Here is a 22,836-nt window from a genome sequence, read left to right as displayed (position 1 = left end):
ATGACCCGCCCGCTCGCCCGCCGTACCCTGCTCACCGCCGCCTCCGCCTCCGGCGCGGCGCTCGCCCTGGCCGCCTGTTCCGCCCCGGGCGGCCCGGCCGCCGCCGACCGCGAACCGGACGCCGCCACCCCCCGGCGCGGCGGCCGGCTGCGCGCCCTGTTCGCCGGCGGCGGCGCCGACGAGACCCTCGACCCGCACCGGGTCAACCTCTTCGCCGACGTCGCCCGCGCCAAGGCGCTCCACGACAAGCTCGCCGACTGGGGCCCCGACCTGGCCGCCGTCCCCCGGCTCGCCACCGGCTGGGAGCCGGGCCCCGGTCTCGACGTCTGGACCGTCCGGCTGCGCGAGGCGGCCTTCCACGACGGCCGACCGGTCACCGCCGCCGACGTCCTGTACAGCTACCGCCGAATAGCCGACCCCAAGCGGGCGTTCCGGGCCCGGGCCTCGCTCGAACCGATCGACCTCGCCGGGAGCCGGGCCACCGACCCGCGCACCGTGGAGTTCCGGCTGAACCGGCCGTGCGCCGAATTCCCCAACGTCCTGGCCGCGTTCGGCGCCTACATCGTCCCCGAGGGCGCCGAGGACTTCCGGGCACCGGTCGGCTCCGGGCCGTTCTCCTTCGTCTCCTTCGAGCCCGGCCGCTCCCTGCTGCTCCGGCGGTTCGACGGGTACTGGGACGGCGCCCCGCACCTCGACGAGCTGGAGATCCTCGCGGCCGCCGAGGAGTCCGCCCGCGCCAACGCCCTGCTGGCCGGACAGGCCGAGTACGCCCACGAGTTGGCGCCGGCCACCGCCCGCGCCCACGCGTCCGGAGGGCGGATCGGCGTCGTCCGGCTGCGCAACAGCGCCATGCAGGGCTTCGTCATGAAGACCGACCGGCCGCCCTTCGACGACCCCCGGGTCCGCCAGGCGTTCTTCCATCTGGTCGACCGGCAGGAGCTGGTCGACGGCGCGCTCTCCGGTGCCGGCGAGATCGGCAACGACCTCTTCGGCAAGGGCAGTCAGTACTACCCGGCCGGTCTCCCGCAGCGCACCCGGGACCTCGACCGGGCCCGCGCGCTGCTGCGCGAGGCCGGTGCCGAGGGGCTGCGGGTCACCCTCGACACCTCGCCGGTCGCGGCCGGACTGGTCGAGGCGGCGGGCATCCTCAAGGACCAGGCGGCGCGGGCCGGCATCACGATCGACGTGCGGGTCGGCAACAAGGACACCTACTGGAAGGACATCCTGGACGGCGGCGTGCTCGCCTCCTTCCGCTCCGGCGCGATGCCGATCGAGTCGCACCTCTCGCAGCGGCTGCTCTCCGGCTCCACCACCAACGCCACCCACTGGCGCCGCCCCGACTTCGACGACCTCTACACCCAGGCGCAGTCCACGGCCGACCCGGCGGCCCGCACCGCCCTCTACGAGCGGATGCAGCGCCGGCTGTTCGACGAGGGCGGACTGCTGGTGTGGGGGTTCGCCGACTGGATCGTCGGCCACGCCCCGCGGCTGCGCGGCGTGGCGGCGGACGCCCCGGCCAACACCCTCGACTGGGCCAGGTTCGACAAGGTCCGGCTGGCGTGACGGCGACGCCGCGCGGCTGGGTGCGGCGCCGGCTGCTGCTCGGCGCCGGGCAGGTCGCGGCCGTCCCGGTCCTGGTCTTCGTCCTCACCGAGGCGCTCCCCGGCGACGCAGCCGTGGTCGCCGCGGGGGACGACCCCGACCCGGCGCGGATCGCCGCGTTGCGCGCCGCGCTGCGGCTGGACCGCCCGGCGGTGGAGCGCTTCGCCGACTGGGCGGGGGAGTTGGCGCACGGCGATCTGGGCCGCTCGCTCGTCGGCGGCCGCCCCGTCGCCGACCACCTCACCGAGGCCCTCGCCCCGACCCTGCTGCTGGCCGCGCTCACCCTGACCCTGCTCGTCCCGGCGGCGGTCGGCCTCGGGCTGCTCGCCGCCCGGCGGGAGGGCGGACCGCTGGACCGCGCCGTCAGCACGGTGACCCTCGCGGTGTACGCGGTACCGGAGTTCGCCCTCGGCGTGCTGCTGACGGGGGTCTTCGCGCTGTGGCTGGGCTGGCTCCCGCCGACCGCCGTCGGCGGGATCGGCCGGCAGCCCGCCGTGCTGGTCCTGCCGGTCGTGGTGCTGCTGGCCCGCCCGGTCTGCTCGACCGCGCGGCTGGTCCGGGCCGGGCTGCTCGACGCCATGGCGGCCCCGTACGCCGTCCACGCGCTGCGCTGCGGAGTCCCGCCGAACCGGGTGCGACTCGGCCACGCGCTGCCCAACGCCCTCGCCCCGGTGGTCCAGCACCTCGCCCGCACCGCCGAATGGCTGCTCTGCGGGGTGATCGTGGCGGAGGCCCTGTTCGTCGTCCCCGGGCTCGGCACCGTGCTGCTGGACGCCGTCGCCGCCCGTGATGTGCCGGTGGTCCAGGGCCTGGCGGTGCTGTTCGGCACCGTGACCGTCCTGCTGAACCTCGCCGCCGACCTCGCCGCCCGCCGCCTCGCCCCCCGAACGGAAGTCGCCGTATGACCGCCCCGCCCCGTGCCACCCCGCTCCACCGTCCCGCCGACCACCGGCCCGCCCGCGGACCTGCTGACCACCTCACCGCCCGGCGCTGCGACTGCGGCGTCTGCCGGGCCCTCGCCCGGCGCTGCCGGTGGCTGGTCCGCCGGGTCGGCGGGTCCGTCGCCGGGCGCCGCCGGGCGACGGACCCCAGCGCCTCGGTGGCACCGTGAGGCGCTACGCGCTCGGGCTGGCGCTGGTCGCCGTACCGCTGCTGCTCGCCCTCGGCGGGCCGCTGCTGGCGGGCGGGCCGGGGCCGCGCGGGGTCTCCTTCACGGCGGGCGGCGGCCACTGGCTCGGTACCGACTACGCCGGCCGCGACGTCCTGCGCCAGGTCCTGCTCGGGGGCCGCCCGGTGGTGCTGGTGGCGGTCGCCGCGACCGTCCTCGGGTACGCGTTGGCGCTGCCGCTCGCGCTGGCCGCCGCACTGACCGGGCGGACCTGGGTCGAGGAGTTGCTGCTGCGGCCCCTGGACGTGCTGATCGCCGTACCGGCGTTGCTCCTGGTCCTGCTGGTGGCCACCGCCGCGGAGCCGGGACCGGTCGGGCTGGCCGTCCTGGTCGGGGTGACGGCGGTGCCGGACATCGCCCGGGTCGCGCACGCGGCGGCGGTGGCGGCGGCGTCCCGCCCGGTGGTCGAGGCGCTGCGGCTGCACGGCGAGTCCTGGGGGCGGATCGCCTTCGGACAGGTCGTCCGGACGATCCGCCGCACCCTGGCCGCCGACGCGGGCACCCGGCTGGTGGGCGCCCTGTACCTGGTGGCGACGGCGGCCTTCCTCGGTGTCGGGGTGCGGCCGGACACCGCCGACTGGGCGGTGATGGTGGACCGCAACCGGGCGGGGCTGTTCCTGCAGCCCTGGGCGGTGGTCGTCCCGGCACTGCTGGTGGCCGGGCTGTCGACCGGCACCAATCTGCTGTTCGACACGGCCCTGGCCCGGCCGCGCGGGCGCGGTCCGGGAGCGGGTCGGCGCGGATCGGGAGCCGCCGCGTGAGCGGGCCGGAGCTGGCCGCCGTGGACGGCCTGCGGGTGCGGGTCGGCCCCCGGGTCCTGGTGGACGGGGTGTCGCTGCGCGTGCGCGCCGGCCGGGTGACGGCCCTGGTGGGCCCGTCCGGCAGCGGCAAGACGACGACCGCGCTCGCCCTGCTGGGCGCCTACCCCGAGGGCGCCCGGGTGTCCGGCACGGTCTCCCTCGCCGGGGCGGGCGGCGCCCCGGTCGGCCATGTGCCCCAGCACCCCGGCGCGGTGCTCAACCCGGCCCGTCGGGCGGGCGTCCTGCTGCGCGACCTCGCCAGGGTGCACGGCGGCGGCCAGGAGGCCGTCCGGCGCGCGCTCCAGGACACCGAACTGTCCGAGGTGGAGGGGCTGTTGCGCCGCTATCCGCACCAGCTCTCCGGCGGCCAGCAGCAACGCCTGGTGCTGGCCCAGGCCTTACTCACCGGAGCGCGGGTGATCGTCGCCGACGAACCCACCACGGGCCAGGACCCGGCCACCGCACGCCGGTTGGCCGCCCTGTTCCGCCGGCTCGCCGCGCGCGGCACCGGGCTGCTGCTGCTCAGCCACGACCTGGCCCTGGTCCGGGAGGCGGCCGACGAGGTGGTGCTGCTGGCCGACGGCCGCGCGGTGCGGACGGGCCCGCCCGAGGAGGTCCTGCGCGTGCTCGCCCGGGCGGCGGTGCCCCCGGTCCGGCCCGCCCCGGCTCCGACGTCGGCCCCGGCCACGCCGGTCCGGCTCGCCGTCACGGGCCTCACCGCCCGCCACCCGGGCGGCGCGGTGGTGCTGCGCGAGGTCGCGCTGAGCCTGCGGGCGGGGGAGTGCCTGGCCCTCACCGGCCGCACGGGCAGCGGCAAGACCACCCTCGGCCGCTGCCTGGCGGGGCTGCACCCGCGCCACGAGGGCACGGTCCTGCTGGACGGCGAGCCGCTGCCGCGCAGTGTCCGGCAGCGCGGACGGCGGCGGCTGGCGGCCGTGCAGTACGCCTTCCAGGACGCCCGGTCGGCGTTCGCGGACCACCGCCCGATGCTCGACCAGGTCGCCCGGGCGGCGGTGCGGCTGCGCGGCCGCACCCCGTCGGCGGCCGGGGCGGAGTCGGCCGCCCTGCTCGCCGCACTCGGCCTCGATCCGGCGAAGGCCGCCCGTCCGCCCGCCGGCCTCTCCGGTGGCGAGCTTCAACGGGCCTCACTGGCACGGGCGTTGATCGTCGAACCGGCGGTGCTGGTGTGCGACGAGATCACCGCGGGACTGGACGCGGACACCCGGGACTCGATCCTGGCCCACCTCGCCGACCGCCGGGACCGGGCCGGTCTGGCGCTGCTGTTCGTCTCCCACGATCCGGCGGCCGTCGACGCCCTGGCCGACCGGGTGGCCACCCTGGCCGACGGCCGGCTGCACCCCGCCTCGACGGCTCACCCGTTCGGGCGACAGGACGCAGCCCCGCCCGGGTAGCACCCCCGGACTCCCGGCCCTTCCGTCACCCTCACCACCACCTCACCGGCCCCACACCCACCCCCGCGCGCGTGGCGCGGCACGAAATCTCGGACACGTCCTGGGCCCTCTCTTTCGGATCACGCCGGGCGGTCGCCGCCGGAGCACGCACGCCCCCAGCCTTCGGCCGGGAGGTACCCCCACGCCGGCTTGTCGTCGGTCGCCGATGGCCCCCAGCCTCCGGCCGGGAGGTGCCCCCACCGCATGGACTCCTCCCCCAGCCTCCGGCCGGGAGGTACCCCCACCTCCGCACCGCCGAGGCACGCACGAATGGGGGTACCTCCCGGCCGAAGGCTGGGGGAGACGCCCGCTGATCCGACGGGATCCGAAAGAGAGGGCCTAGGCTGAACCCGCCCGGACGGCCGGACGGCCGTGGGAGTCGGGAGGGGCCCGGCGGCCGGGATCTCGGAGGTGGTGCGCGATGGGCGGCGACGGTTCGACGAGCGACGGTCCGACGGCCGAGGTGCGCTGCGTGGCGGCCGTCCCCTGCTGGGTGAGCCTGATGGCCCGCGACCTCGACACCGCCCGGGCCTTCTACGGACCGCTGCTGGGCTGGGAGTTCGAGCCGGGCCCGGACCGCTTCGGCCCGTACGAGCACGCGGTCGTCGGCGGCGAGGCGGTGGCCGGGGTCGGCGTGGCGGGCGGCGGCTGGGACATGCCGGTCGCCTGGACCAGTTACTTCGGCACCGAGAGCGCCGACGCGGCCGCCGACGCGGTGCGCGAGCGCGGGGCGACCCTCGCGGTCGGTCCGCTGTCCTTCGACGCCGGCCGGCTGGCGTTCGCGGCCGACCCGGCGGGCGCGGTGTTCGGCATCTGGGAGGGCCCGCCGGGCCGGGCCCGGCGGCTGGACCTGCTGGGCGCCCCGGTCTGGATCGAGCTGCGCACCCCGGACCCGTTCGCGGCGGCGCTCTTCTACGGCGAGGTGTTCCGCTGGGACGGCCGCGACCCGGAGCGGTTCGAGGTCCGCTGGGAGCACGACCGGGTGGTGCTGCGGGCGGAGGGGCACAGTGTCGCCGCGCTGGCCCGGGAGCAGGCGGGCGGGCCGACGGGGCTGACCCCGCACTGGGAGGTCTCCTTCTCCGTGCCGGACACCGACGAGGCGCTGGTCCGGGCGGAGCGGCTCGGCGGCAGCGTGCTCGGCCCGGCCTTCGACTCGCCGTACGGGCGGGTGGCCCGGCTGCGGGACCCCGAGGGCGGCCGCTTCGCGGTGATCAGCGCCAAGTCCTGACCGCGCCCGTCGAACACCTCCCTACGCCCCGGCGATCTCCGCCCGATCGGCCCGCAGCCGTTCGCCGAGCGCGGCCCGCTCGGCGGCCGGCAGGGCCTTGCGGGCGGCGGTGAAGAGCTGCTTCTCCTCGGTCGCCAGGTGCCGCCGCAGCCGCTCGGTGAGTCCGTTCAGCAGGGTGCCCAGCGCCGGGTCGCCATCGGGGAGGGCCTGGAGGTCGGCGAGGTACTGGCCGATCGCGAGGTGGTCGTGGATGCACCGGAACACCACCGCGCCGCCGTCCGGCACATCGTGCTGGACGACCGGGAACAGGTGCTCCTCCTCGGCCGCGCAGTGGCTGAGCAGCAGGTCGGTGAGCTGGTCCAGCAGCACCCCGGGCGCCCGGCCCTCGGCCCGGCCGGCCTCGATCCGGACGAGCAGTTCCTCCACCGCGCGGTGCTCCGCGGTGAACTCACCCAGGATGTCCGGCCTGCGGTTCATGGCGCGCCCGCCTCTCCGTCGACGTCCGGTGCGCCCCCCGATACCTCCAGTATCCGGCGCCGCCCGGGCAACCGGGGCATCCACCGGACCCGCCCGCTCCCGGCGCCCGTGCCGGCGCCGGTCCGCAGGCCCCGCGCCGCCGTCCGCTCAGGGGCGGTCGCGCCGCCCGGCGAGGGCCAGCAGCCGGGTCTGCGGCCCGGCGTCCCCGGCCACCGGGAGCGGCGGGTCGAACAGTCCGCTGCCGGAGAGGTCCCCGTAGCCGGCGAACTCGGCGAGCGCGAAGTCGACGAGCTCCTCCGGGAGCCGGGTGCGCCGGCCGATGCCCTCGGCGAGGTCCCAGCTGTGGACGACGGCGTCGGTGGTGAGCTGGTCCAGGTAGTACTGGCCGGGGACGTCGCCGAAGGAGAGGTGGACGGTGAGCTCGGTGGCGCCGGGGACGGCGAAGGCCTCGCGGGCGGCGTCGGCGGCGGCCGTCCAGGCGGCGACCGGGTCGTCACCGAGCACGTCGCCGTCGAAGCGGCCGCCGACCTCGGAGATCGTCGCGCCCATCAGCAGTTCGGGCACCCAGAGCTGCTCTCCGGTGAGGTGGTTGACCAGATCGCGGACGCTCCAGTCGGTGCACGGGGTGGGGGCGTCCCACTGGTCGGGTGTGACCAGCCGGATCCGTTCGGTGAAGGCGGCGAGGGCCTCGGCGTGCGGGGTGCCCCGGTCGGCCGGCCACGGGTGTTCCTTGCGATGTGCCATGTCCTGAGCGTGCCCCGCCGCGCACTTCCGTACGCCGGTCTACACCACTTGTGACCCGGCCACGCCAATATCCTCGGTCCAGTCGGTTGTTCAAATTCAAACTTCCAGGTACGGTCGACACACCCCAGCTGGTTCGAATTTGAACAAACAATTCGGCCGGTATCGACGAACCCCCCTTTCTGATGGAGACGCGCATGCCGAGCAGCAGCCCGAGCACGACCGCCGCCACCGCCCCCCCTTCCGCATCCGGGTCGGTCCCCGGATCGGTGACCACCTCCCCGCACGCCTACGACGCCGGCCTCCTGCTGCTGCGGGTGGCTCTCGGCCTGACCATGGCCGCCCACGGCAGCCAGAAGCTGTTCGGCTGGTTCGGCGGCGGCGGCATCGACGGCACCGGACAGTTCTTCGAGGCGAAGGGCTACCCGGCGCCGAAGTTCATGGCCGCCGTGGCCGGTCTCACCGAGGCCGGCGGCGGACTGGCGCTCGCCGTCGGCCTGCTGACCCCGCTGGCCGCCGCCGCGATCCTCGGCACCATGATCAACGCCCTGGCCGTCACCTGGAGCAGCACCTTCTTCGCCGCCAAGGGCGGCAGCGAGTACGAACTCCTGCTGATCGCCGCCGCGGCGGCGCTCGCGCTGACCGGCCCCGGCCGCTACGCCGCGGACCGCTACCTGCCGGTGGTGCGCGCGCACCGGCTGAGCTACGGGGCGGCCGCCGTGGTGCTCGCCCTCGTCACCGCGGGCGCCGTGCTTCTGGCTCGCAACTGACCATCGATGAAAGGCCGTTGAGGCCGTGAATCGCCGCGAAGGCCGCCGGTCCACCGACCGGCGGCCTTCGCCGTTCCGTGGTCGAGCGGTGAATTTCCTGTGCAGGCGGGGCAGTTGCCGGAGAATCTCCGTTTCGAGGGTTCCCCGGCCTTGTGATGTATGCCATTGTACATGTCACACTCCCCAACGGTGTTCGGCGCTACCGCCCCAACGGTGCGCCACAACGGCCCTCATTCACCCCCACCGGCCGCACCCCCATGCGACCGACGAAGGCCCGGAGGCCCCCACATGAGAACCGCACGCCCTTTAACGCAAATACCGCACGTCGCAAAGCTCCTGACGCTGATCCTGGCGCTGTTCGTGACGGTCGGCCTGTTCGCCCCGCGCGCCCAGGCGACCACCGAGCGGACCCGTCCGGACTTCGGCGGCGGCTCTCCCGCCGCCACCTCGGCCGGCCCGGCCGGGCTCGCCCCGAGGCCCGCCGTCGGTGACACCCCCGACGCGGGCGGCAAGAACCAGCCGGTCCCGGCCCGGGACCGCGCCCCGTTCTCGACCGCCTCCCCGGACCGCTCCGACGCCCCGTCGGCGGCCCACCGGCAGGCCGAGATCGTCAAGACCTTCGGCGCGGCCGCCCCCAAGGCCCTCGCCGAACAGGCCTGCAACATCCCGGACTTCGCCGGTCGCACCGGCAGTGCCCTGGTCCAGGCGGTCAAGGCGGCCGACCTCGGCTGCATCAACAGCCTGTTCAACCTGGTCGGCACCGACGCGCGCGGCGCCTTCCGCGAGGCCCAGATGGTCTCGGTGGCCGACGCCCTGCGCGACAACGCGGCCGCCTACCCGGGCGACAACTCCACCTCCACCGGCCAGTTGGTGCTCTTCCTCCGGGCCGGCTACTTCGTGCAGTGGTACCACGCCTCCGACGTCGGCACCTACGGCACCGCCCTGCAGACCTCGATCCGCGGCGCGCTGGACAGCTTCTTCAACAGCGCGCACTCCCGCGACGTCACCTCCGCCAACGCCGGCACCCTCGGCGAGGCGATCACCCTGATCGACAGCGCGCAGGAGAACGTCCGCTACCTCCCCGTGGTGAAGCGGCTGTTGGGCGCCTACGACGCCGCCACCCACAACCCGACCAACATGGGCAACGCGCTGAACAGCGTGTTCACCGTGCTGTGGCGCGGCCACCAGACCACCGGTTTCGTCGACGCGGTCGCGGCCGACCCGAGCGTGCTCGACGCGCTCTACTCCTTCGCGTCCGCCAACAGCGGCCTGCTCGGCGGCGACTACACCTTCCTGGTCTACAACGCCACCCGTGAGCTGGGCCGCTTCGTGCAGTACCCGGTGCTCCAGTCCAAGGTGCGCCCGCTGCTGAAGGGGCTGGCCGACCGCTCCTCGCCCACCGGCAACACCGCCTACCAGTGGGCCGCCGTCGCCGAGATGACCGACGCCTACGACAACGGCAACTGCTCCTACTACGGCACCTGCGACTCCGCCGCCCGGCTCAAGTCGGCCGTGCTGACGGTCAGCTACACCTGCAGCCAGAGCATCAAGATCCTCGCCCAGGCGCTGGACGCCACCCAGCTGGCGACCGCCTGCACCAGCCTGACCGGCCAGGACGCGTACTTCCACGGCGTGGCCAAGGACAACGGCCCGGTCGCGGACGACCGGAACACCACCATCGAGGTCGTGGTCTTCCACAGCTCCTTCGACTACGGGGTGTTCGCCGCCTCGATCTACGGCATCAACACCGACAACGGCGGCATGTACCTGGAGGGCAAGCCCAACGAGGTCGGCAACCAGCCGCGCTTCCTCGCCTACGAGGCCGAGTGGGCGCGCCCGGACTTCCAGGTCTGGAACCTCAACCACGAGTACACCCACTACCTCGACGGCCGGTTCGACATGTACGGCGACTTCGACGCCGGCGTGACGACCCCGACCATCTGGTGGATCGAGGGCTTCGCGGAGTACGTCTCCTACTCCTACCGCAAGGTCAACTACGACGCGGCGATCTCCGCGGCGGGCCTGCACACCTACAAGCTCTCCACGCTGTTCGACACCACCTACGAGAACACCGACACCGAGCGCACCTACCGCTGGGGCTACCTCGCGGTGCGCTACATGCTGGAGCAGCACCGCGCCGACGTCGACGCCGTGCTCGCCAAGTACCGCGCCGGTGACTGGAACGGTGCCCGCACCGTCCTCAAGACCACCATCGGCACCCGCTACGACGCCGACTTCGACGCCTGGCTGACCCGCTGCGCGGCCGGTGCCTGCTCCGGCAGCACCAACCCGCCCGGCAACCAGCCGCCCACCGCCGCCTTCACCGCCGCCGTCAGCGGGCTGGCCGTCACCTTCGCCAACCGCTCCACCGACCCGGACGGCAAGATCGCCGCCTACGCCTGGGACTTCGGCGACGGCACCACCGCCACCACCGCCAACCCGACCAAGTCGTACACCAAGGCCGGCAGCTACACCGTCACCCTCACCGTGACCGACGACAAGGGCGCGACCGCGAGCACCCGCCAGAACGTCACCGTGGCGGGCCTGTCGGAGTGCACCGGTGCCGACCCGCGCCAGCTGGACAAGAACTGCGGCCGCAGCAACCTCTCTGCGAGCACCGGCAACTACGCGCACTTCTACCTGTACCTCCCGGCCGGGGTGAAGCAGCTGAAGCTCACCAGCACGGGCGGCACCGGCAACGCCGACCTCTACTACAACGCCACCAACTGGGCGTACACCAACTCGTACACCGCCAAGTCCACCAACGCGAACAGCAACACCGAGACCCTGACCATCACCAACCCGCCGGCCGGCTACGTCTTCCTGAGCCTCTACGGCCAGCAGGCCTTCTCCGGCGCCAACATCAAGGCCGAGTACTGACACCGGAGTTCTGATCCCGGAAGCACCTGGAAGTACTCGGAAGCACGGGGAGGCCCCCGGCGGCGCGCGAACGGCGCGCCGTCGGGGGCCTCCCCGCGTTCGCCCCCGCGTCCTGCCTCCCCGCGCCCGGCCTCGCCGCCTGCCCCGAGCGACCGCGCCGGTATTGCACCGACCGTTCCAAAAAGGCTAACGTGCTGCCATGGCGAGACCGCGCACCTTCGACGAGGGCCGGGCGCTCGACGCGGCGATGCACGCGTTCTGGGCGAACGGCTACGAGGCCACCTCCACCCAGGACCTCTGCGAGGCGACCGGCCTGGGGCGGAGCAGCATCTACAACACGTTCAGCAGCAAGCACGACCTGTTCAAGCGGTCGCTGGCCCGCTACATCGAGCTGATGACCGTCCCGCAGATCGAACTGCTGGAGGATCCGGAGCTGCCCCCGCTGGAGCGGATCCGGGTCCTGCTCGCGCGGATCGTCGAGACCGAGTTCGAGCACCGCCCGGAGGGTCGCAGCATCGGCTGCCTGACCGTGAACACCGTGGTGGAGCTGGCCGGGCGCGACCCGGAGGCGGACGCGATGCTGGTCCGCGACCAGGAGGTGCGGCTCGCCGCGCTGCGGGCCGCGATCGCCGCCGGGCAGCTGGCGGGGGCGATCGCCGCCCGGCGGGCGCCGGAGGAGCTGGCGCGCTTCGTCAACGCGGTGATCGGCGGCATGCGGGTCGCCGCCAAGGGCGGGGCCGACCGGGCCGCCGTCGAGGCCGTGGCCGCCACCGCCCTGGACGCCCTCGCTCCCTGATCCGATCCGGCCCGTCCTGTGCGGCCCGCTCCGGAGCGGGTCCATGCCTGCCCTCATTATGTACCGATCGATCCAAAAGCAACGGGGGAGTCCTTCCCATGCCACGTGCCGTGTACGTCCTCGCCCTCGGTGTCTTCGCGATGGTGACCAGCGAGTTCGCCGTCGCCGGGCTGATGCCCCAGCTGGCGGAGGGCCTCGACGCCACCATCCCGCAGATCGGCTATCTGATCACCGCCTTCTCGGTGGCGATGTCCTTCGGCGGCCCGTTCCTCGCCGTCGCCCTCCTCCGGGCGCGCCAGAAGGCGGCGCTGATGCTCCTGTTCGCGATCTTCCTGGTCGGCAACCTGCTGGCCGCGACGGCCTCCGGCTACCCGGTGATGCTGGCGGCCCGGGTGGTCTCCGGCGTCGCCGCGCAGGCCTTCTTCGGGATCTCGATCTCGCTCTGCGCCCAGCTGGCCCGTCCGGAGATCCGCGGCCGGGCGATCGCCGTCCTGATGAACGGCCTCATGCTCGGCACGCTGCTCGGTCTGCCGCTCGCCACCGTGATCGGCGAGCACCTCGGCTGGCGCGCGGCGTTCTGGGCGGTGGCCGTCCTCACTGCGGCGGTGGCGCTGTGCACCCTCGCCGGGGTCCCGGACGTCGACCACGCCGAGGGCACCGGCTCGCTCCGGGACGAGCTGGGCGCGCTGCGCGACCGGAGGCTGTGGCTGGCCTTCGTCACCAGCACCCTGATCATCGGCGCGACCTTCACGCTGTTCAGCTACGTCAACCCGATCCTGACCGAGCTCACCGGCTTCGCGGTCGGCTCCGTCCCGCTGCTGCTGGTCGCCTACGGCGCGGCGACGGTGGTCGGCAACACCGTGGTCGGCCGGCTCGCCGACCGGTACGCGCTGCCCGTGCTGGCGACCGGCCTGGCGCTGAACGCCGTGTTCCTGGCCGGCCTCGCGCTGCTCGCCCAGTTCCGGGTGCCCGCCGTCGGCCTGCTGCTGGGTGTCGGCCTGGTCGGCGTCACCATGAACCCCGCGATGGTCTCGCGGGTCCAGCGGATCGGCGGCTCCCGACCGCTGGTGAACACCGTCCACAACTCGTTCATCACGCTCGGCGTCATCCTCAGCTCGCTGCTCGGCGGCCTCGCCATCGACGCGTTCGGCCTGCGTGCCGTGCTGTGGCTCGGGGTCGCGATGGCCGTCGCCGGGCTGCTCAGCCTGCTCCCGGACGTGCCGCGCGGTCGCCGTGCGCTCCCGGGCCGGTCCCCGGGCGCTCGGGGGAATAACCCCGAGGGGGTGGATGCTAAGGTGGTTGAAACTTTGACGATCGGATCCTGAACCGGCTTCCCGGCGGGATCAGCCAGGAGTGTGGTGAGCACCATGCAGTTCGGAATCTTCACCGTCGGCGATGTCACCCCCGACCCGACCACCGGCCGCACCCCGACCGAGCACGAGCGGATCAAGGCGACCGTGGCCATCGCGCGCAAGGCGGAGGAGGTCGGCCTGGACGTCTTCGCGACCGGCGAGCACCACAACCCGCCGTTCGTGCCGTCCTCCCCGACCACGCTGCTCGGCTACATCGCCGCGCAGACCGAGCGCATCATCCTCTCCACCTCGACCACGCTGATCACCACCAACGACCCGGTGAAGATCGCCGAGGACTACGCGGTGCTCCAGCACCTCGCCGACGGCCGGGTGGACCTCATGATGGGCCGCGGCAACACCGGCCCGGTCTACCCGTGGTTCGGCAAGGACATCCGCCAGGGCATCCCGCTCGCGATCGAGAACTACGCGCTGCTGCACCAGCTGTGGCGCGAGGACGTGGTCGACTGGTCGGGCCGCTTCCGCACCCCGCTGCAGTCCTTCACCGCGACCCCGCGCCCGCTGGACGGCGTCCCGCCGTTCGTCTGGCACGGCTCGATCCGCAGCCCGGAGATCGCCGAGCAGGCCGCCTACTACGGGGACGGCTTCTTCGCGAACAACATCTTCTGGCCCAAGGAGCACTTCCAGAAGCTGGTCAACCTCTACCGGGAGCGCTACGCCCACTACGGGCACGGCACGCCCGAGCAGGCGATCGTCGGCCTCGGCGGCCAGGTGTTCATGCGCAAGAACTCGCAGGACGCGGTGCGGGACTTCCGTCCGTACTTCGACAACGCGCCGGTGTACGGCCACGGCCCGTCGCTGGAGGAGTTCGCCGCGGAGACCCCGCTCACCGTCGGCAGCCCGCAGGAGGTCGTGGAGAAGACCCTCGCCTTCCGCGACACCTTCGGCGACTACCAGCGCCAGCTGTTCCTGATCGACCACGCCGGTCTGCCGCTGAAGACCGTGCTCGAGCAGCTGGACCTGCTCGGCGAGGAGGTGCTGCCGGTGCTGCGCGAGGAGTTCGCCAAGGGCCGCCCGGCCGGTGTCCCGGACGCGCCGACCCACGCCGGCAGGCTCGCGGCCGAGCGCGCCCGTCAGGAGCAGGCTTCCGCGCAGGGGGCCGAGCAGAACGAGCAGACCGTGGAGGTGTCCAAGTGACCGCGTACCGACTGGTGGTGATCAGCGCCGGACTGAGCAAGCCGTCCTCGACCCGGCTGCTCGCCGACCGCCTCGCCGAGGCGACGGTCCGCCGACTGGGCGCCGAGGGACGCGAGGTGGACGTCCAGGTGGTCGAACTGCGCGACCTCGCCACCGACATCGCGCACAACTTCGTCACCGGCTTCCCCGGCCCCGCGCTGCGCGAGGCGATCACGGCGGTCGGCGGGGCGGACGCGCTGATCGCGGTGACGCCGATCTTCGCCGCCTCCTACAGCGGGCTGTTCAAGTCGTTCTTCGACGTGCTCGACCCCGACACCCTCACCGGCAAGCCGGTGCTGATCGCCGCCACCGGCGGCACCGCCCGGCACTCGCTCGCCCTGGAGCACGCCGTCCGCCCGCTGTTCTCCTACCTGCGCTCGGTGGTCGTGCCGACCTCGGTCTACGCGGCCACCGACGACTGGGGCACCACGGGGGACCGCCTCACCGACGGCCTCCCGGGCCGGATCGACCGCGCGGCCGGAGAACTCGCCGGACTGCTCGTCGGCCGGGCCCCGAACGGCCGGGCCGGGGGCGGCGCGGCCCAGGAGGAGGCCGTGGTGCCGTTCGAACAGCAGTTGGCGGCGCTGCGGGTCTGAGCCCGTGGCGTGAGCGCCCGTGGAGGGGCGGGTCCGGAGGTCTCGGACCCGCCCCTCCCGCATGCCCTCACCCCACGCGCGCGTCGTACGAGGCCCGGGCCGTCGCGATCTCGCGCTGGTGGGTCTCGGTCCAGGCGACCAGCGAGCGGACGGTCTCGTGCAGCGTCCGCCCGAGCGGCGTCAGCGCGTAGTCGACCCGGGGCGGCACCACGGCGTGCACGGTCCGCTCCACCAGGCCGTCCCGCTCCAGCTGCCGCAGGGTGACGGTCAGCATCCGCTGGCTGACCCCGTCGATCTCCCGCCGCAGCTCGGTGAAGCGCAGCGAGCCGCGGTCCAGCAGCGCGATCACCAGCAGCGACCACTTGTCGGCGATCCGGTCGAGGATCTGCCGCACCTCGCAGTCCTCCCGGGTGTCCCACTGGAGCACGTCGTAGTCGTCCTCGGTCACCGCACAGTGCGTCGGTGACTTCAAAGTGCCTTCTTCCATGCTCCCTGATGCTGCCTCAGGATGGCAATGGTTACAAGAGGGAACCGGCCGGACGAAGGGGAACCGCCCCCGTCCGGCGTCCCCGCCCCCGCGCACTTCCAGGAGACCACCGTGTCCACGTCCTCAGCCGTGCCCGAAACCGGCCGCCAGGCCGCCGCTCCGGCCGGGTCGCCACCGGCGGAACCGTCCTCCCGCTTCACCGGCCGGGAGGCGGCCGTCCTGCTCGTCCTCTGCGGCGCGATCTTCCTGGAGGGCATCGACGTCGCCATGCTCAACGTGGCCCTCCCGTCGATCCGCGCGGACCTCGGGATGGACACCGGCTCGCTGAGCTGGGTGCTGAGCGCCTACGTGCTCGGCTACGGCGGCTTCATGCTGCTCGGCGGCCGCGTCGCCGACCTGCTCGGACGGCGCCGGATGTTCCTGTTCTGGCTCACCGTCTTCGTGCTCTGCTCCGGCCTCGGCGGCCTGGCCGGCGCCCCCTGGGTACTGATCCTGGCCCGCTTCCTCACCGGCCTCTCGGCCGCCTTCATGACCCCCGCCGGCCTCGCGATCATCACCACCGCCTTCGCCGAGGGCCCCCGCCGCAACCGGGCGCTGCTCGTCTACGCGGGCACCGCCGCGGCCGGCTTCTCCCTCGGCCTGGTGGCCGGCGGACTGCTCACCGCCGTCGGCTGGCGCTGGGTCTTCTTCGCCCCGGTGCTGCTCGCGGGCGGCCTGCTGCTCGCCGCCGTGCCGCTGCTCCCGCGCGACCAGGCACCCGCCCGCCGCCCCGGCGAGCGCTTCGACCTGGGCGGCGCCGTCACCGTCACCGGCGCCATGCTGCTGCTGGTGCAGGCCGTGGTCCGGCTCGGCGAACCCGACGCCGCGGCCGGCCCGACCCTCGCCCTGTTCGCCGCCGGCGCCGCCCTGCTGGCCGCCTTCGTCGCGATCGAACGGCGCTCGGCCGCCCCGCTGCTCCGCCTCGGCCTGCTGCGCTCCGGCCCGCTGCTGCGGGCGAACATCGGCGCGCTGCTGTTCGCCGCCTCGTTCTTCGGCTTCCAGTTCACCGTCACCCTCTACCTCCAGGACCTGCGCGGCTGGTCCCCGCTGCAGACCGGTCTCGCCCTGCTCGCGGTCGGGGTGGACGCGGTGCTCGCGCCGACCCTCACGCCCCGGCTGGTGGAGCGCTTCGGCAACGTCCGGGTGATCCTCGGCGGCTTCTGCCTGGCGGTGGTCTCCTACGCGCTGTTCCTGCCCGTCGGGCCGGACTGGACGTACCCGATGATGTTCCCGACCATGATCCTCACCGGACTGGCCTTCGCCCTCGCCTACGGGCCGCTGACCATCGCCGCCACCGACGGCGTCGCCGAGGAGGAGCAGGGGCTGGCCGGCGGACTGCTCAACACCGCCTTCCAGTTCGGCGCGGCGCTCGGCCTCTCGGCGGTCACCACCGTGAGCCTGACCGTCGGTGGCTCGGACGGCCTGCGGGCCGCGCTGGTGGTGCCGGTCGTGGCGGTCGCGCTCGGCGCCCTGGTGACCGCCCTCGGTCTGCGCCGCGGCCGGGTCTGACCGACGCCCGCCCTCGTCCCGCTGTCGCCCCTCCCGCTCCCGCGCGGTGAGGGGCGTACGGCCGACCGGACCGCCGCCCGCGCCGAAATGTCCGCTCCGGGGTGTAATCGTACGGATGATCAGGCCCCGGAGACCGGAGTCCGCCCATGCCGCCACAGTCACCCCAGGCGCAGCCGCAGCCGCAGCCGCGGCCCGCCGACCCACCGGCCCCGCAGCCGGTCCTCACCCCGCTGACCACCGCCGCGATCTTCCTGGTCCTGACCGTCGACCCCGGCGGTGAGGACACCGTCCGCGAGCTGCTGCCCGACCTCGCGGGCCTCCGCCACGCCATCGCCTTCCGCGCCCCCGACGTCGGCCTCACCTGCGTCACCGGCATCGGCTCCGACGCCTGGGACCGGCTCTTCGACGGCCCCCGCCCGGCCGCCCTGCACCCGTTCCCCGAGGTGGCCGGCCCCCGCCACCGCGCCCCGGCGACCCCCGGCGACCTGCTCCTGCACATCCGGTCCGCCCGGACGGACGTCTGCTGGGAACTCGCCGGCCGGATCACCCGGCGGCTCGCCGGCGCCGCCACCGTCGTCGACGCGACCAACGGCTTCGCCTACTACGACGCCCGCGACCTGCTCGGGTTCGTGGACGGCACGGAGAACCCGGAGGGCCGGGAGGCCGCCGAGGCCGTGCTGATCGGCGAGGAGGACCAGGAGTTCGCCGGCGGCAGCTACGTCATCGTGCAGAAGTACCTGCACGACCTGGCGGCCTGGGAACACCTGACCGTCGACCAGCAGGAACGCGCGGTCGGCCGCAGCAAGGCCGACGACATCGAGTTCGCCGACGCCGCCAAGCCGGCCGACTCCCACGTCGCGCTCACCTCCGTCACCGGCCCGGACGGCGAGGAGCGGCAGATCCTGCGGTTCAACATGCCCTTCGGCCGGTTCGACGGGGGCGAGTCGGGGCGCGGCGAGGCCGGCACCTACTTCATCGGCTACGCGCGCGACCCCGGGGTGCCCGAGGAGATGATCCGCAACATGTTCGCCGGCCGGGGCCCGGCCGCCCACGACCGCCTGCTCGACTTCTCCACCGCGGTCACCGGCACGCTGTTCCACGTCCCGACCGCAGACTTCCTCGCCGACCCGCCACCGGCCCCGGCCGCCTCCGCCACCCTCGCGGCCCCGCTCGCCGAGGCCGCCCTCCCCGTCGCCGCTCTCCCCACCGACGGCTCCCTCGCCATCGGCAGCCTGAAAGGCCTCCCCGCGTCATGAACAACCTGCACCGCGACCTCGCCCCCGTCTCCGCCGCGGCCTGGGAGGAGATCGAGGAGGAGGCGAGGCAGACCTTCAAACTCCACGTCGCCGGCCGCCGGGTCGTCGACCTGACCGGCCCGGACGGCCCCGCCCTCGCCGCGGTCGGCACCGGCCACCTCACCACCATCGAGCCGCCCACCCCGGGCGTCCAGGCCCACGCCCGCGAGGTCCGCCCGCTGATCGAGCTCCGGGTCCCGTTCTCGGTCGACCGTGCCGCGGTGGACGACGTCGAACGCGGCTCCCGGGACTCCGACTGGCAGCCGGTCAAGGACGCCGCCCGCACCCTCGCCCTCACCGAGGACCGGGCGCTCTTCGACGGCTACCCGGCCGCCGGCATCGAAGGCCTCCGCGCCGCGGCCACCAACCCCGCCGTCCCGCTCCCCGTCGACGTCCGCGAATACCCGGAAGCGGTGAGCCGCGCCCTCACCACCCTCCGCCTCGCCGGAGTGGGCGGCCCCTACGCCCTCCTCCTCGGCGCCGACGCGTACACGGCGGTCAACGAGACCTCCGACCACGGATATCCCATCGCCAGCCACATCGCCCGGCTGCTCGACGGCGAACTCATCTGGGCCCCCGCCATCGAGGGCGCCCTGCTCGTCTCCACCCGCGGCGGCGACTTCACCCTCGTCCTGGGCCAGGACGTCTCGGTCGGCTACCTCTCCCACACCGCCGACACCGTCGCGCTGTACCTCCAGGAGTCCCTCACCGCCCGCCTCCTCACCCCCGAAGCCGCCGTCCCCCTGACGACCCCCTGACCCGCGAGGCGTGCCCGCATACCAAGGGCCGGTGCGACTCGCACCGGCCCGGGGTTTTTCCGCGTCGGGCGTCAGCACCAAATGGCGATGCCCCAGATGGATGTCCCGTCGAACCCGAGGGCGGAGACGGTCGAAAGGGCACCCACGATGATCATCTTGAACACGGTGAACCGCACATTTCTGCGCCAGGCGCGAAGTCGTTTGAACGTGCGGTCAGTTAATCATTCCTAGAGTGTTGGGCCAAATCGTCTTTGAGCGCTCGGTCCGAGGGTGGTATTCGAGCGGATTTTCGTCAGGCGTCGTGCTCGTCGCAGGTCCGGGCGAGAGTTTCCCGGGCGAGTGCGAGTTCGTCGGCCGCCTTGATGCGGTCCGCCAGGGCGACGGCCTCGGTCAGGAGGAGAGCGGCGGGGACGCGGGCGCCGAGGGTCAGTTCGCACTCGCCGAGGCCGCGCAGGGCCGTCACCTCCTCGCGGGCGGCACCGACCGAGCGGGCCAACTCCCGGGCCAGGGTGTACTGGTCGCGTGCATCGGCGGACCGACCGGTGGCTAGGAGGGTGGCACCCAGGCCGTTCAGGGCGTTCGCCTCGTGCCGGACGCTCCCGGTCGACCGGAAGGTCGACAGTGCGGACCGGTACAGGCCGACCGCCCGGTCGTACTGCTCCGGGACTGGCAGGGACGCGGCCAGGTTGGCCTGCGCCACGGCGAGGTCGAAATGAGAAATATCGTCGCCCGCGATATCCAGGATGCGCTCGAAGGAAGTGCGGGCCGACTCGTGGTCGTGCATTCCCAGGAAGAGATCCCCGAGATTGTTCAGGATGCGGAACTCCAGAGTTCTGTCCTGGAATTCCCTTGCCAATGGAAGGGCTGCTTCGTAGGCGGCGAGCGAGCTTTTCCGGTTCCCGAGCGAATTTTCGATGGTGCCGATGTTGGCGAGGCAGCGCGCGGTGTTCCAGAGGTCGCCGCTCTCTCTTCGGATCCGCAGGGACTCCTCCAGGACGTCGACTGCCTCGACCAGGGAGCTCTGGTGCCAGAGCAGTCCGCCCAGCAGGCTCAGCGCCTCCGCCGTGGCGTCGTCGTCCTGGTCGGCGCGCGCCAGGGCCAGGCCGCGCTGGAGGGCCTCCTGTGCGGCCGGGTAGCGGGAGGCGTTGGCGAGGGTGGCGCCGAGGTCGATCAGTGCGCGGGCCTCGCGGCGGTCGTTCGGTACCGAACGCCAGTACGCCGCCGAGGCCTGATGCAACTCGTGGGCCTCGCTCCAGTAGGCCTGGGAGTCCAGATGGCCGGCCAGGATGTGCGCGAGCCAGGCGGCGGCCTCCGGATGGCCCGCGCTGCGGGCATGGCCCGCCAGGACGATCAGACCGGACTGCTCGGTGACCAGCCATTTCCGTGCCGAGTCATGCGAATCGAGGTCAAGGTCGAACAGCAGCCCTTCCGATCCAGGTAATTGACGGATTATCGGAAGAGGTAGCCGTGATCGCCGCGGATAGATCAGCCGGTCGGCCCGGTCGGCCGCGTGGAGGGTGAATCCGAGAAGTCGCCGGAGTGCGCCGGAGGCCTCCTCCGCACCTCCCTCGTCACGGGTCAGGACGTGTGCGTACTCCCTTATGAGATCATGGAGTTGATATCGCTCGGGAGTGTCCTCCTGGATCAGGTGGCAGTGCAGCAGCGCCTCCAGCAGGTGGTCCGCTTCGTCGACCGGGCGTCCGAACAGGGCGGCCGCGGCATGGAGGCCGATGTCGGGCCCCGGGTGGGCGCCCAGCAGCCGGAACGCCTCCTGCTGCTCGGTCGGCAATGACCGGTACGTCATCTCGAAGGCCCGGGCGACACTCTCCGTGTCGTGCCGGATCTCGGCGAGCCGCCCGGTCTTGCGGGACAGCCGCTGGGCGAGGTGCCCGAGGGTCCAGGACGGCCGGGCCTTGAACCGGCTGGCGGCGATCTCGATGGCCAGCGGGAGCAGCCCGCAGCGGTCGACGATCTCGACGATCCGGCCGCGGTCGTCGGCGCGCTCCCGCCCCACCACCGAGGTGAACAGGGCGACCGCGTCGTCCACCGGCAGGATGTCCAGGAACACGGCCCTGGAGCCGGGCAGTTCGGCCAGCCGGCGCCGGCTGGTGACGAGGACCAGCGAGGCGGGCGCGGTGGGGAGCAGCGGCCTGATCTGGGCGGCGGTCGCCGCGTCGTCCAGGACGACCACCGCGCGCCGGGTCGCGAGCACCTCGGCGCACAGGGCGAACAGCTCCTCGCTGTCGATCGGCACCGTGGTGGCGGGCACGCCGAGCCGGCGCAGCAGCGCGGTGGCCACCGCCGATGGCGTGAGCGGGTGCCGGTTGACGATGTGGGCGCCCAGGTTGAGGTGGGCGTACCCCTCGGGGAACCTGCCGCGCATCAGATGGGCGGCGTGCAGCGCCAGGGTGGTCTTGCCGACGCCCGCCATGCCCAGGATCGCCGAGACCGTCACCACGCCGCCCTGTTCGACCGCGTCCCCGGTGCTGCCGAGCAGTCGGCGCAGGTCGTCCCGGCGGCCGATCATGTGCCGCCCCGGCGGCGGGGCCGGGGCGGCGCCACCGCGCGGGCCGGCTGCCGGACGCGGACCGGCGGGAGTCCGGTCGGCGGGAGTCCGGCCCGCGGGAGCGCGGCCTGCGGGAGCGCGGACGGTGGGGCCGGTCAGCGGGGCGCCGGTGAGCATCCGCTCGTGCAGTCGGGTGAGGGCCTCGCCGGGGCCGGTGCCGAGGTCGGCGTGCAGTCGGCGGACGACGGCGGGGTAGACGGCGAGCGCCTCCGCCTGCCGGCCGGCGCCGTGCAGTGCGACCAGGAGGTGCGCGGCGACCCGTTCGTCGGTGGGGCGTTCCTCGCGGAGGGCGGTGAGTTCGGGGACGACTTCCCCGAAGCGGCCCAGCCGGAGGTCGATCTCGATCCGCAGCAGCGTGGTGGCGAGGCGTTGGTCGGCCATGGTGGCGCGGGTGGACTGGGCCCAGCCGCCGGGCAGTCCGGCGAGTGGTTCACCGCGCCAGATTTCCTCGGCCCGGCCGAGAACGGTCCTGGCCTGGATGTCGTCGCCGTTGTCGGCGAGTCGGCGGGCATTCTTGGACAAGTCGACAAAACGATGCCAGTCGATCAAATGGGTGTCGGCACGGAGCGCATATGTGTGCGATCGGCTCTCGATGGTGGGGATGTCGCGCGGCGAACCGGGGCTCTCGGCGGCGGCGGCCATTCGCAACTGGCGCCGAATGCGCGAGACATGGCTGTAGATGCTGGCGACCGCGCTGGGCGGGGGTTCCTCGTCCCACAGCCGTCCTGCCAGCAGTTCATGGCTGAGCGGCCGCCCGACGTCCAGGGCCAGGGCGGCCAGCAGTCGGCGCCCCTTGTCGGTGCGAATAGCCGACAGCTCGCCGTTCACCGAAAGTTCAACCGAGCCCAGAAGGTGGAACTCCATTCGACGCCCCCCGCCGGTGGCCACCAGCTTGCTGTGTCGGAGCGGAGCATCCCACGTGTGCAGTGGCTGAGCCATACCGCCTCCTGCTGTAAGGGTCAGGCGTTATTGACAATTCGGCGTCCGACTGGGGTCATGTGATATGCGGGAGTTGCCGATTGACCATCAACACGGGTCACATCGATTCGTTCCCGTCACTTCAGTCCATCGTTCTACGGGTAGGGGGAGCCAGTGGAGCCGGAGCTGTTCGGAGTAGCGGGGGTCCG

General features: G+C 73.4%; 19 protein-coding genes. 15 read left to right on the top strand and 4 right to left on the bottom strand.

What is annotated here, in order from left to right:
- The 6 genes from ACW14Y_RS11335 (at position 1) to ACW14Y_RS11310 (ending at position 6,249) form a co-directional block, all read left to right on the top strand.
- Complete coding sequence (locus ACW14Y_RS11335) at positions 1-1,563, top strand: ABC transporter substrate-binding protein (protein WP_456986647.1); 1,563 nt, start codon at positions 1-3, stop codon at positions 1,561-1,563.
- Entirely contained in the window at positions 1,560-2,507 is a 948-nt protein-coding gene (locus tag ACW14Y_RS11330; protein WP_456986646.1) for an ABC transporter permease, read from the top strand. The genes ACW14Y_RS11335 and ACW14Y_RS11330 overlap by 4 nt, the downstream gene beginning before the upstream one ends.
- Entirely contained in the window at positions 2,504-2,713 is a 210-nt protein-coding gene (locus ACW14Y_RS11325) for a hypothetical protein (protein ID WP_456986645.1), read from the top strand. Before ACW14Y_RS11330 ends, ACW14Y_RS11325 begins: the two co-directional genes overlap by 4 nt.
- A complete protein-coding gene (locus ACW14Y_RS11320) occupies positions 2,710-3,531 on the top strand; it encodes an ABC transporter permease subunit (protein WP_456986644.1) in 822 nt (273 codons plus the stop codon). Before ACW14Y_RS11325 ends, ACW14Y_RS11320 begins: the two co-directional genes overlap by 4 nt.
- Positions 3,528-4,982 carry an ABC transporter ATP-binding protein gene (locus tag ACW14Y_RS11315; RefSeq protein WP_456986643.1) on the top strand — a complete coding sequence of 485 codons (1,455 nt, stop codon included), beginning with the start codon at positions 3,528-3,530 and terminating at the stop codon, positions 4,980-4,982. Before ACW14Y_RS11320 ends, ACW14Y_RS11315 begins: the two co-directional genes overlap by 4 nt.
- 460 nt (positions 4,983-5,442) lie before the next feature.
- Complete coding sequence (locus ACW14Y_RS11310; protein WP_402724575.1) at positions 5,443-6,249, top strand: VOC family protein; 807 nt, start codon at positions 5,443-5,445, stop codon at positions 6,247-6,249.
- Between the two features lie 21 nt (positions 6,250-6,270).
- Here ACW14Y_RS11310 and ACW14Y_RS11305 read toward each other — a convergent pair whose 3' ends face one another.
- Entirely contained in the window at positions 6,271-6,726 is a 456-nt protein-coding gene (locus ACW14Y_RS11305; RefSeq protein ID WP_380303940.1) for a hemerythrin domain-containing protein, read from the bottom strand.
- Between the two features lie 147 nt (positions 6,727-6,873).
- Complete coding sequence (locus ACW14Y_RS11300; RefSeq protein WP_380303942.1) at positions 6,874-7,470, bottom strand: TIGR03086 family metal-binding protein; 597 nt, start codon at positions 7,468-7,470, stop codon at positions 6,874-6,876.
- Positions 7,471-7,664: 194 nt separating this feature from the next.
- Here ACW14Y_RS11300 and ACW14Y_RS11295 point away from each other — a divergent pair, with 194 nt between their 5' ends.
- The 6 genes from ACW14Y_RS11295 (at position 7,665) to ACW14Y_RS11270 (ending at position 15,055) form a co-directional block, all read left to right on the top strand.
- Positions 7,665-8,237 (top strand): DoxX family protein, encoded by a 573-nt coding sequence (locus ACW14Y_RS11295; RefSeq protein ID WP_380303944.1) that lies wholly within the window; start codon positions 7,665-7,667, stop codon positions 8,235-8,237.
- A 288-nt stretch (positions 8,238-8,525) separates the two neighbouring features.
- Positions 8,526-11,117 (top strand): collagenase, encoded by a 2,592-nt coding sequence (locus ACW14Y_RS11290; protein ID WP_456986642.1) that lies wholly within the window; start codon positions 8,526-8,528, stop codon positions 11,115-11,117.
- 199 nt (positions 11,118-11,316) lie between these two features.
- The gene (locus ACW14Y_RS11285; RefSeq protein ID WP_380390019.1) at positions 11,317-11,913 is read left to right on the top strand and encodes a TetR/AcrR family transcriptional regulator; all 597 of its coding nucleotides are present in this window, start codon (positions 11,317-11,319) and stop codon (positions 11,911-11,913) included.
- Positions 11,914-12,011: 98 nt separating this feature from the next.
- Complete coding sequence (locus ACW14Y_RS11280) at positions 12,012-13,238, top strand: MFS transporter (protein WP_456986641.1); 1,227 nt, start codon at positions 12,012-12,014, stop codon at positions 13,236-13,238.
- 42 nt (positions 13,239-13,280) lie between these two features.
- Entirely contained in the window at positions 13,281-14,420 is a 1,140-nt protein-coding gene (locus ACW14Y_RS11275; protein ID WP_456988135.1) for an LLM class flavin-dependent oxidoreductase, read from the top strand.
- Positions 14,417-15,055: an FMN reductase gene (locus ACW14Y_RS11270; RefSeq protein WP_456986640.1), complete on the top strand. Its 639-nt coding sequence runs from the start codon at positions 14,417-14,419 to the stop codon at positions 15,053-15,055. Before ACW14Y_RS11275 ends, ACW14Y_RS11270 begins: the two co-directional genes overlap by 4 nt.
- 67 nt (positions 15,056-15,122) lie before the next feature.
- On the opposite strand, the gene ACW14Y_RS11265 is transcribed toward ACW14Y_RS11270, so the two are convergent.
- Positions 15,123-15,542: a winged helix-turn-helix transcriptional regulator gene (locus tag ACW14Y_RS11265; RefSeq protein WP_340632013.1), complete on the bottom strand. Its 420-nt coding sequence runs from the start codon at positions 15,540-15,542 to the stop codon at positions 15,123-15,125.
- 111 nt (positions 15,543-15,653) lie between these two features.
- On the opposite strand from ACW14Y_RS11265, the gene ACW14Y_RS11260 reads away from it, so the two are divergent.
- The 3 genes from ACW14Y_RS11260 (at position 15,654) to ACW14Y_RS11250 (ending at position 19,143) form a co-directional block, all read left to right on the top strand.
- The gene (locus tag ACW14Y_RS11260; RefSeq protein ID WP_380390015.1) at positions 15,654-17,090 is read left to right on the top strand and encodes an MFS transporter; all 1,437 of its coding nucleotides are present in this window, start codon (positions 15,654-15,656) and stop codon (positions 17,088-17,090) included.
- Positions 17,091-17,236: 146 nt separating this feature from the next.
- Positions 17,237-18,346 (top strand): Dyp-type peroxidase, encoded by a 1,110-nt coding sequence (locus ACW14Y_RS11255; RefSeq protein ID WP_456986639.1) that lies wholly within the window; start codon positions 17,237-17,239, stop codon positions 18,344-18,346.
- A complete protein-coding gene (locus ACW14Y_RS11250; RefSeq protein ID WP_456986638.1) occupies positions 18,343-19,143 on the top strand; it encodes a family 1 encapsulin nanocompartment shell protein in 801 nt (266 codons plus the stop codon). The genes ACW14Y_RS11255 and ACW14Y_RS11250 overlap by 4 nt, the downstream gene beginning before the upstream one ends.
- Positions 19,144-19,435: 292 nt before the next feature.
- Here the strand turns inward: ACW14Y_RS11250 and ACW14Y_RS11245 are convergent, their stop codons facing one another.
- A complete protein-coding gene (locus tag ACW14Y_RS11245) occupies positions 19,436-22,573 on the bottom strand; it encodes an AfsR/SARP family transcriptional regulator (RefSeq protein WP_456986637.1) in 3,138 nt (1,045 codons plus the stop codon).
- Between the last annotated feature and the right edge of the window lie 263 nt (positions 22,574-22,836).

This window comes from Kitasatospora sp. cg17-2, assembly GCF_054031055.1.
This window is presented reverse-complemented; position numbering and strand designations above follow the sequence as displayed.

Excerpts from the sequence above, each read along its gene's own strand:
- ACW14Y_RS11325 (WP_456986645.1), top strand. The coding sequence starts at position 2,504 with ATGACCGCCCCGCCCCGTGCCACCCCGCTCCACCGTCCCGCCGACCAC.
- ACW14Y_RS11255 (WP_456986639.1), top strand. The coding sequence starts at position 17,237 with ATGCCGCCACAGTCACCCCAGGCGCAGCCGCAGCCGCAGCCGCGGCCC.
- ACW14Y_RS11335 (WP_456986647.1), top strand. The coding sequence starts at position 1 with ATGACCCGCCCGCTCGCCCGCCGTACCCTGCTCACCGCCGCCTCCGCC.
- ACW14Y_RS11290 (WP_456986642.1), top strand. The coding sequence starts at position 8,526 with ATGAGAACCGCACGCCCTTTAACGCAAATACCGCACGTCGCAAAGCTC.
- ACW14Y_RS11245 (WP_456986637.1), bottom strand. The coding sequence starts at position 22,573 with ATGGAGTTCCACCTTCTGGGCTCGGTTGAACTTTCGGTGAACGGCGAG.
- ACW14Y_RS11300 (WP_380303942.1), bottom strand. The coding sequence starts at position 7,470 with ATGGCACATCGCAAGGAACACCCGTGGCCGGCCGACCGGGGCACCCCG.
- ACW14Y_RS11265 (WP_340632013.1), bottom strand. The coding sequence starts at position 15,542 with ATGGAAGAAGGCACTTTGAAGTCACCGACGCACTGTGCGGTGACCGAG.
- ACW14Y_RS11305 (WP_380303940.1), bottom strand. The coding sequence starts at position 6,726 with ATGAACCGCAGGCCGGACATCCTGGGTGAGTTCACCGCGGAGCACCGC.
- ACW14Y_RS11275 (WP_456988135.1), top strand. The coding sequence starts at position 13,281 with ATGCAGTTCGGAATCTTCACCGTCGGCGATGTCACCCCCGACCCGACC.
- ACW14Y_RS11310 (WP_402724575.1), top strand. The coding sequence starts at position 5,443 with ATGGGCGGCGACGGTTCGACGAGCGACGGTCCGACGGCCGAGGTGCGC.
- ACW14Y_RS11250 (WP_456986638.1), top strand. The coding sequence starts at position 18,343 with ATGAACAACCTGCACCGCGACCTCGCCCCCGTCTCCGCCGCGGCCTGG.
- ACW14Y_RS11285 (WP_380390019.1), top strand. The coding sequence starts at position 11,317 with ATGGCGAGACCGCGCACCTTCGACGAGGGCCGGGCGCTCGACGCGGCG.
- ACW14Y_RS11295 (WP_380303944.1), top strand. The coding sequence starts at position 7,665 with ATGCCGAGCAGCAGCCCGAGCACGACCGCCGCCACCGCCCCCCCTTCC.
- ACW14Y_RS11280 (WP_456986641.1), top strand. The coding sequence starts at position 12,012 with ATGCCACGTGCCGTGTACGTCCTCGCCCTCGGTGTCTTCGCGATGGTG.